This is a genomic window from Streptomyces sp. NPDC059456 (genome assembly GCF_042750055.1).
GTDB lineage: Bacteria > Actinomycetota > Actinomycetes > Streptomycetales > Streptomycetaceae > Streptomyces.
In genome coordinates, this window is record NZ_JBHYVA010000309.1 from 1 (window position 1) to 7985 (window position 7985).

At 72.8% G+C, this 7985-nt stretch carries 8 protein-coding genes; 5 read left to right on the top strand and 3 right to left on the bottom strand.

Annotated features, from left to right (window positions below):
• Positions 1-116: 116 nt before the first annotated feature.
• Positions 117-1043 carry a zinc-binding alcohol dehydrogenase family protein gene (locus tag ACFXA3_RS24520; RefSeq protein WP_385190149.1) on the bottom strand — a complete coding sequence of 309 codons (927 nt, stop codon included), beginning with the start codon at positions 1041-1043 and terminating at the stop codon, positions 117-119.
• Between the two features lie 87 nt (positions 1044-1130).
• Here ACFXA3_RS24520 and ACFXA3_RS24525 point away from each other — a divergent pair, with 87 nt between their 5' ends.
• Both ACFXA3_RS24525 and ACFXA3_RS24530 read left to right on the top strand, forming a co-directional pair.
• A complete protein-coding gene (locus ACFXA3_RS24525) occupies positions 1131-1562 on the top strand; it encodes a MarR family winged helix-turn-helix transcriptional regulator (protein ID WP_385190151.1) in 432 nt (143 codons plus the stop codon).
• 48 nt (positions 1563-1610) lie between these two features.
• On the top strand, positions 1611-2156 hold the full coding sequence (locus ACFXA3_RS24530) for a GNAT family N-acetyltransferase (RefSeq protein WP_385190154.1): 546 nt from the start codon (positions 1611-1613) through the stop codon (positions 2154-2156).
• Between the two features lie 35 nt (positions 2157-2191).
• Here the strand turns inward: ACFXA3_RS24530 and ACFXA3_RS24535 are convergent, their stop codons facing one another.
• The gene (locus ACFXA3_RS24535; RefSeq protein ID WP_385190156.1) at positions 2192-4222 is read right to left on the bottom strand and encodes a phosphocholine-specific phospholipase C; all 2031 of its coding nucleotides are present in this window, start codon (positions 4220-4222) and stop codon (positions 2192-2194) included.
• Between the two features lie 119 nt (positions 4223-4341).
• A complete protein-coding gene (locus ACFXA3_RS24540) occupies positions 4342-5358 on the bottom strand; it encodes an NADP-dependent oxidoreductase (protein WP_385190159.1) in 1017 nt (338 codons plus the stop codon).
• A 101-nt stretch (positions 5359-5459) separates the two neighbouring features.
• On the opposite strand from ACFXA3_RS24540, the gene ACFXA3_RS24545 reads away from it, so the two are divergent.
• The 3 genes from ACFXA3_RS24545 (at position 5460) to ACFXA3_RS24555 (ending at position 7877) form a co-directional block, all read left to right on the top strand.
• A complete protein-coding gene (locus ACFXA3_RS24545; RefSeq protein ID WP_385190162.1) occupies positions 5460-6344 on the top strand; it encodes a LysR family transcriptional regulator in 885 nt (294 codons plus the stop codon).
• A gap of 260 nt (positions 6345-6604) precedes the next feature.
• Entirely contained in the window at positions 6605-6733 is a 129-nt protein-coding gene (locus ACFXA3_RS24550) for a hypothetical protein (protein WP_376196722.1), read from the top strand.
• A 103-nt stretch (positions 6734-6836) separates the two neighbouring features.
• Positions 6837-7877, top strand: coding sequence for a 3-isopropylmalate dehydrogenase (locus tag ACFXA3_RS24555; RefSeq protein ID WP_385190165.1), 1041 nt, complete (start codon positions 6837-6839; stop codon positions 7875-7877).
• The last annotated feature ends 108 nt before the right edge of the window (positions 7878-7985 follow it).

Sequence of the window (7985 nt, forward strand, 5' to 3'; positions counted from 1 at the left end):
GGGGCGGGTTGTGGGTTATCCGACACCGGCCCCGGGTGCCCCCGCCCCGCGGCCCCCCGCCCCGGTCCGGGACCCCCCACGCCCGTCCGGGGGGCGGTTCCATTAGGCCCCCCGCCTCAGGGGACCAGGACCACCTTGCCGAGGTTGCGCCGCTCCTCGACGACCCGGTGCGCGCGGGCCGCCTGCGCGAGCGGGATCTCCTCGTGCACCGCCGGACGCAACGATCCGTCCGCGTACGCCTCCCACAGCGCCCGCCGCCAGCCCTCGTACGTCGCGGGCCGGCCCTGCGCGACCGCCCGGATCTGGAAACCGGTCACCGAGGCGCCGCGGACCAGCAGTTCGTACGCCTCGACCGTGCCGCCGCCGGAGCCGTACGCCACCAGCCGTCCCTCCGTGGCCAGGGCCCGGACGGCGGGGCCGAGCAACTCGCCGCCGACCCCGTCGAGGACGACGTCGTACGGGGCGCCCCAGGAGGCGGGGTCCTCGTACAGCACCACCTCGTCGGCGCCGAGGCCGCGCACGAACTCCGCCTTCTCCGGGCGGGACACGGCGGCCACCACCCGCCCGGCGGTCCCCGCCCGGGCCAGCTGGAGCGCCAGGCTCCCGACCCCGCTCGCGGCGGCCGTCACCAGGACCGACTCCCCGGGCCGGATCCGCCCGGCCTCCCAGGCGCCCCGGGCGACGAGCCCGCTGCGCACGAGCGCGACCGCGTCCACCGAGGTGGCTCCGGCGGGCACCCGGGAGGCCATCGCGGTGTTCAGGACGGCGTACTCGGCGTAGCCGTGGCCGAAGCACAGCCCGGTGACGCGCTCCCCGACGGCGAAGCCCGTCACCCCCTCGCCGAGAGCGGCCACGGTGCCGGCGACCTCCCCGCCCAGCGCGACCGGCTCGGCCGCCTCCCGCAGCCTGCGGACGACGGGCAGCGTCACCCCGACGGCCTCGGCCCGTACGAGCAGCTCCCCGGGGCCCGGCACGGGGACCGGGACCTCCTCGGCGAACAGCACCTCGGGCCCGCCGGGGATCTCGTAACGGATGCGCAGCACAGGGCCTCCCGACCGGGTCAGATTCATTGGGTGCCCCAACGATATACAAAATCGTGGGGAGTGCCAACGAATTGCTAGGCTGGGCCCATGACGTCGGCCCTCGCGCACATCCAGTCCCTGCCGAGCTGGCTCGTCGGCCGCGTCGCGGCCCGCGGCCGCGGCCTGGTCGCCGAGGCGCTCGCCGCGGAGGGGCTGAAGCTCGCCCACCACGCGGTACTGGCGGCGACCGCCGAACACGGCCCGGTGGCCCAGGCCGACCTCGGCCGGCTGCTCGGCATCGACCCCAAGGACCTGGTCGGGCTCCTCAACGGGCTGGAAGGCGCCGGCCTCGTCCTGCGCGCCCCGAACCCGGCGGACCGCCGCAAGAACGCGGTCACCCTCACCGCGGCGGGCGCGGCCGCCCTCACCCGCTGCGCGGCCCTGGCCGAAGCGGCGAACGCGCAGTTCCTCTCCCCGCTGACCCCCGCCGAACGCGAACAGCTGACGGCCCTGCTGACCCGCATCCACCAGGCCCCGTAGCCCCCGGGCGGCGGACGAACCGGTGCGGTTGCGCGCCAGACTGGGGGCATGAGCGACGCGCACACCCGCCTCCTGCACACCTCCCGGCTCGGCCCGGACGCCCTCGCCGGGATCCGTGCACTGCTCGACCGGGCCTTCGAGGGCGACTTCTGCGACGCGGACTTCGAACACGCCCTCGGCGGGATGCACGCCCTCGTCCACCGGGACGGGGAGCTCGTCGCGCACGGGAGCGTGGTGCAGCGCCGCGTGGTGCACCACGGGCGGGCCCTGCGGACCGGGTACGTCGAGGCCGTGGCCGTGCGGGCGGACCGGCGCCGGCAGGGGCTCGGCGCCCGGGTCATGGCCGCGCTGGAGGACGTCATCGCACGCGCCTACGACCTCGGCGCCCTCTCCGCCTCCGACGCGGGGGCCGCGCTGTACGACGCCCGCGGCTGGACCGTGTGGGGCGGACGGATCGGCACCCTCGCGCCCCCCGGCCCGCGGGCCCTCCCCGAAGAGGAGGGCTCGACGTACCTGTGGGTGCCCGACGGCGGGGCCCTGCCGCACCCCGCCGAGGGCCTGTGGTTCGACTGGCGCAACGGCGACGTGCTCTAGGTGCTCCGGGGCCGTCCGGTGCGCTCCGGCGGGCGCTACGAGCCGCTGATGCTCGGTGCGCCCGTTTCGATGTGGCCCGTGTAGCGGCGCGACCAGGTGCCGTCGCTGTCCGCGAGGATCGTGAAGTCGTACCAGCCGTTGTTGTAGGCGACCGAGTTGAAGAAGTCCTCGCGCGAGGAGTTCGCCGGCACGGTGTACGTCCACGGGCCGTCCGAGCGGTAGGCGTTCGCACGGATCGTGAAGGTGACCGGCGCCGCCGAGGTGTTCGTCATCTTGAACCAGATCGCCGTCTTGCCCGTGCCCGGCTCCACCGCGAAGCGGGACGCCACCTCGATGGCCTTGCCCGCCTTCGACGCGTCGCCGATGAACCGGCGCAGGAAGCGGTTCGGCCCGTACATCGAGATGTCGTACTTCCCGGAGCCGCTGCCGAGCCCGATGCTGAACCAGTCGGTCGACGTCGCGCCCGGGTCGACCGTGTACTCCCAGGCGGCGGTGTCCCGGTACTGGTGCGGGTGGATCGAGAAGTGCGCCGCCTGCTTCGCCTGCGCCCCCTGGTTGGACATCGAGAACCAGGCCAGGATCTTGCCGGCCGCGCCGAACTCGAACCGGTCCAGGTTGCCGTTCACCTGGTACGGAAGGGCGCGCGCCGGGCGGGTGCCGGCCTCCTGCGCCGGAAGCGCGTTGTCCTGCGGTGCCGGGTTGGGGAGCGGGCCGCAGGTCGACTGGCCGATGACCTTCGAGGTCGGGGGCAGTCCGGCCGGAACCCCGTACACCGGGTGCGCGAAGTCGAAGACGCCGGTGAGGTCGCCGACCACCTTGCGGCGCCACGCGCTGATGTTCGGGCAGGTCGCGGGGGTGCCCAGGGCCGCCGTCCAGGTCTCCATGAAGCGCAGCACCGAGGTGTGGTCGAAGACCTCCGAGCTCACCCAGCCGCCGCGCGTCCAGGGGGACATGACGAGCATCGGGACGCGGAAGCCGAGACCGATCGGGACGCCGTCGATGTACTCGTCAGGGGTGCCGGGCGGGGCGATGGGCGGCGGGACGTGGTCGAAGAAGCCGTCGTTCTCGTCGTAGTTCAGGAACAGGACGGTGGAGTCGAAGACCTCGGGGTTCGCGGCCAGCGCCCGGTAGACCAGGTCCACGAAGTGCGCGCCGTCGCCGGGCGGGGCGTACGGGTGCTCGGAGAAGGCCTCGTTCGCGACGACCCAGGAGACCTGGGGCAGCGTGCCGGCGACGACATCGGCGCGGATGGCGGCCGCGATGTCGTCGGGAGTGGAACCGGTCACCTTCGGGACGGAGCCCATGCCGCGGTCCCACAGGGGGTTGCCCGGCGCCGCGTCCGTGAACTTCTTGAAGTAGGCCAGACCGTTGTCGCCGTAGTTGTCCTGGGCGTTCTGGTAGACCTTCCAGCTCATGCCGGCGCGCTGGAGGGCCTCCGCGTACGTCTCCCACGTCAGCCCCGACTCGTCGCCGCCGTCCTTGCTGCCCGCGTCGACCTTGCCGCTCCACAGGAAGGTGCGGTTCGGGCCGGTCGCGCTCAGCGTGGAGCAGAAGTACGCGTCGCAGATCGTGTAGTGGTCGGCGAGCCCGTAGTGGAACGGTATGTCGCCGCGGTCCAGATGGCCGAGGGTGCGGGTGTTGCCGACGCCGAGGACCCAGTTGTCCATCCGGCCCTTGTTCCAGGCGGCGTGCTGCGAGGTCCAGCTGTGCGGGAGGTCGCCGCTGCACTGGGCGAGGGTCGCGCCGTCCACGCCGCCGGCCGGCGGCGTGGCGGACAGCTTCCACGGGTACTGGCGGCCGCCCCAGTTGGGCTGGTTGAACGTGCCCCAGCCGCCCGGGATGTTGCCCGCGGCGTGGTCACCGAAGCCGCGCACCCCCTTCAGCTTGCCGAAGTAGTGGTCGAAGCTGCGGTTCTCCTGCATCAGGATCACGACGTGCTTCACGTCGGTGATCGTGCCGCTCGCTGCGGCCGCGGCCGCCGACGTCGGCGTGATCGCGGGCAGGGCGGCACCGGCCACCAGCCCGGCGCCGATTCCCACGAAACCCCTGCGGCTGATCGGTGTCACTGGCCACTCGCCTCCAACTCGCGTGCCCCGCTGGCACATCGAGCGAAAGGGTGGCGGGCGCCGGCCCAAAGGTCTACGTCCGTGCGGTAAGAAAACGGTGAACATCCGGGTGGCTCGAATCAGTCCCCGAGACGGACCAGCATCTTGCCCAGATTGTCCCCCCGGAGCATTCCGAGGAAGGCGTCCACCGTGCGGTCGATCCCCTGTACAACGGTGGTGTCCGTGCCGATGCGGCCGCTGCGCAGATGGGGGACCAGGAAGTCTTCCAGTTCGTCCTGCAGATTGGTGTGATTGCGAACCAATACCCCTTCCAGGCGGAGCGACTTGTGTACGACCTCGAAGAGGTTGCGGGGCGCGGCCGGGGAACGGTCCCCGTTGTACATCGAAATCGCGCCGACCCAGGCGATCCGCCCGTACTCGCGCAGCACGTCGATGGCGCCCGCCAGATGGTCCCCGCCCACGTTGTCCACGTACACGTCGATGCCGTCGGGCGCGGCCTGGGCGAGCTGCTCGCCGACCGGCCCGTCGTGGTAGTCGAACGCGGCGTCGAAGCCGAGCACGCCGGTGAGGTGGCGGACCTTCGCCGCCGAGCCCGCGCTGCCGATGATCCGGCGGGCGCCCAGCAGCCGCGCGATGTGGCCGGTCGCGGTGCCGACCCCGCCCGCGGCGGCGGACACGAAGACGTCCTCGCCCTCGCGCAGCGCGGCCGTCCGGGTCAGCGCGGCGTAGGCGGTGAGGCCGGTGCCGCCCAGGATGCCCAGGTACGCCTCCAGCGGGACGCCGGCGTGGCCGCGCAGCTTCCGGGTGCCGTTCGCGCCGAGGGTGACGAGGGCGTGGGTGCGCCAGCCCTCGCGGTGGAAGACCAGGTCGCCCTCGCGCAGTCCGGGGTCGCGGGAGGCGGTCACCCGGCCCACCGCGCGGCCCTCCAGCGGGGTGTTCAGCTCGAAGCCGCCCTCGCCGCCGTCCATCAGCCCGCGGTGGTACGGGTCCACCGAGAGCAGGAGGTTCTCGACCAGGGCGGTGCCCGGGGCGGGGGAGGGGACCGGGGTCTCGACGTACGCGAAGTCGGTCGCGGCGGGGAAGCCGGCGGGGCGGGCGATCTGGTGGACGGCGCGAGCGGTGTGGTTCGTGGTCATGGCGAGGACGTTAGGAAGGAATCACCGGTGTGGGCAGGGGGTTGGGTTCATGGAAGCCGCACATCCATGAACACTGCTCATAGAACGAGGTGGGGGCCGTCGTGGCCGAGCTCGCTCCGCACGAACTCCGGGTCCTGGTCGCCGTCGCCGAGACCGGCGGCTTCTCCGCCGCGGCCGTCCGGCTGGGCCTGACCCAGTCGGCGGTCTCGCACTCCGTGCGCGGCAGCGAGACCAAGACCGGTGCGGTGCTCTTCGTGCGCGGCCGCAGCGGCGCCACGCCCACCCCGGCGGGGGAGCGGGCCGTCGCCCTCGCCCGGCGCATCCTGCGGCTGTACGAACACCTCGGCGCGGAGGTGCGCGCCGCGGGCCGGGGCGCCGGCGACGAGGGCGCCGCGACGGGGGTGCTGCGCATCTCGGCGTTCCGCAGCGCGGCCCTGCACCTGCTGCCCCCGGCGCTGGAACGGCTCGGGGCACGCCACCCCGGGATCCGGCCCGAGGTGCGGGTGGTGCGCGAGCTCGGTGCGGGCGGTGCGGGCGAGGTGGCGGCCGGCCGTGCGGACCTGGCGCTCGCCACGCTCGGCCCCGGGCGGCCGGCGCTCCCCGGACTGCTGACCGGGGAGCTCGTGGAGGAGGAGTACGCCCTGGTCCACCCGGCGGGGCACCCGGATCCGCGGTCGCTGCCCCTGCTGGACTGGGACGAGAACTGCGGCTCGTACACCCGCGACTGGTGGCGGGCGCAGGACTGGATCCCCGGCGCCACCGTCAAGGCGGAGGACGACGCGATGGTGCTGACCATGGTCGGGCGCGGGCTCGGCATGGCGATCCTGCCCGGACTGTCGCTCCGCGAGGCCACGGACGCCGTGGACATCACCGGTCTGGGCCCTTCGGGGCCCGTGAGGCGCGTGGGATACGTCACCACGCCGGAATCCGCGTCCACTCTCGCTGTAAGGGCTCTGATCAGGGAACTTCGTTCCGAGACGGTCTGAATCGGAGACCCGGAACCGGGCCTTCCGAGGGCTTGGCCGTCTCAGATAGTAGGAAGCCCGACTAATTGCGGAGACATACAACCGGAGCTGCCCTAGCTTTGTAGGAGCCGAACGTCTCGCCGATCAGGCGAATGGCGGTCGAGAGCGCGCGCCCCGAGCAGGCAACCCCTGCGGCGCATGGCTCCCCGCCTCTTCCGGCGCCTTGAAGGAACCCCTCATCCGTGGCCCCGCCACGCCGTGATCTCAAGGAGTCGATCACCATGACCGCATCCACCGCCCCCCGCCGCGTCCGCCACTCCTCCTCCGCCGACGCCGACCGCAAGAACGCCGCCGCCGCCCTCCAGCGTGCCCTCGACCGCCGTGACAACGGCGGCTCCACCGGCCACTGAAGCGCGCCGCGAGGTACAGGACGAAGCCCGGTCCGGGGACATATTGCGTCCACATGGTGGACGCAATATGTCTGAGGGCTGGGATGGAGAGTACGGTTCCGACATGTCGACCAGCATCAATCTCGCAGTGATCCCCGGTGATGGCATCGGCCAGGAAGTCGTGGCTCAGGGCCTCAAGGTCCTTACCGCGGTCCTGCCCCAGGATGTGAAGCTGGAGACCAAGGAGTACGACCTCGGCGCCCGGCGCTGGCACCGCACCGGTGAGACCCTCCCGGACGAGGAACTCGAAGCCCTCAAGCACCACGACGCGATCCTGCTGGGCGCCATCGGCGACCCGTCGGTCCCGTCCGGCGTGCTGGAACGCGGCCTGCTGCTGAAGCTCCGCTTCGCCTTCGACCACTTCATCAACCTGCGCCCGTCGAAGCTCTTCCCCAACACGGCCAGCCCGCTCGCCGGCCGCCCGGAGATCGACTTCGTCGTGGTCCGCGAGGGCACCGAGGGCCCGTACACCGGCAACGGCGGCAGCCTGCGCACCGGCACCCCCGCCGAGGTGGCCACCGAGGTCAGCGTCAACACCGCGTACGGCGTGGAGCGCGTGGTGCGCGACGCGTACGAGCGGGCCAACTCCCGCCCCCGCAAGAAGCTGACGCTGGTCCACAAGAACAACGTCCTCGTGTACGCGGGCCACATGTGGAAGAACATCTTCGACACGGTCGGCCGGGAATACCCCGAGGTCACCACCGACTACCTGCACGTCGACGCCGCGACGATCTTCTTCGTCACGCAGCCCGAGCGCTTCGACGTCATCGTCACGGACAACCTCTTCGGCGACATCCTCACCGACCTGGCCGCCGCCGTCACCGGCGGAATCGGCCTCGCCGCCTCCGGGAACATCAACCCGACCGGCGCCTTCCCGTCCATGTTCGAGCCCGTCCACGGCTCGGCCCCGGACATCGCCGGCACCGGCAAGGCGGACCCGACCGCGACGATCCTGTCCGTGGCCCTCCTGCTGCGCCACCTCGGCCACGAGGACCGGGCCGCCCGCGTCGAGGACGCGGTCACCGCCGACCTCGCGGAGCGCGACGGCACGTTCCGCACCACCGACCAGATCGGCGACGCCCTCGCCGAGCGAGTAGCCGGCTGACCCGGCAGCTCCACCCCAGGAAGCCGCCGGGGGGGGGGGGCCACCCCCCCCCCGGGGGGGTGGTTGGGGGCCCCCGGGGGGCCCCCAACACACCGCCCCCCGCCCCCC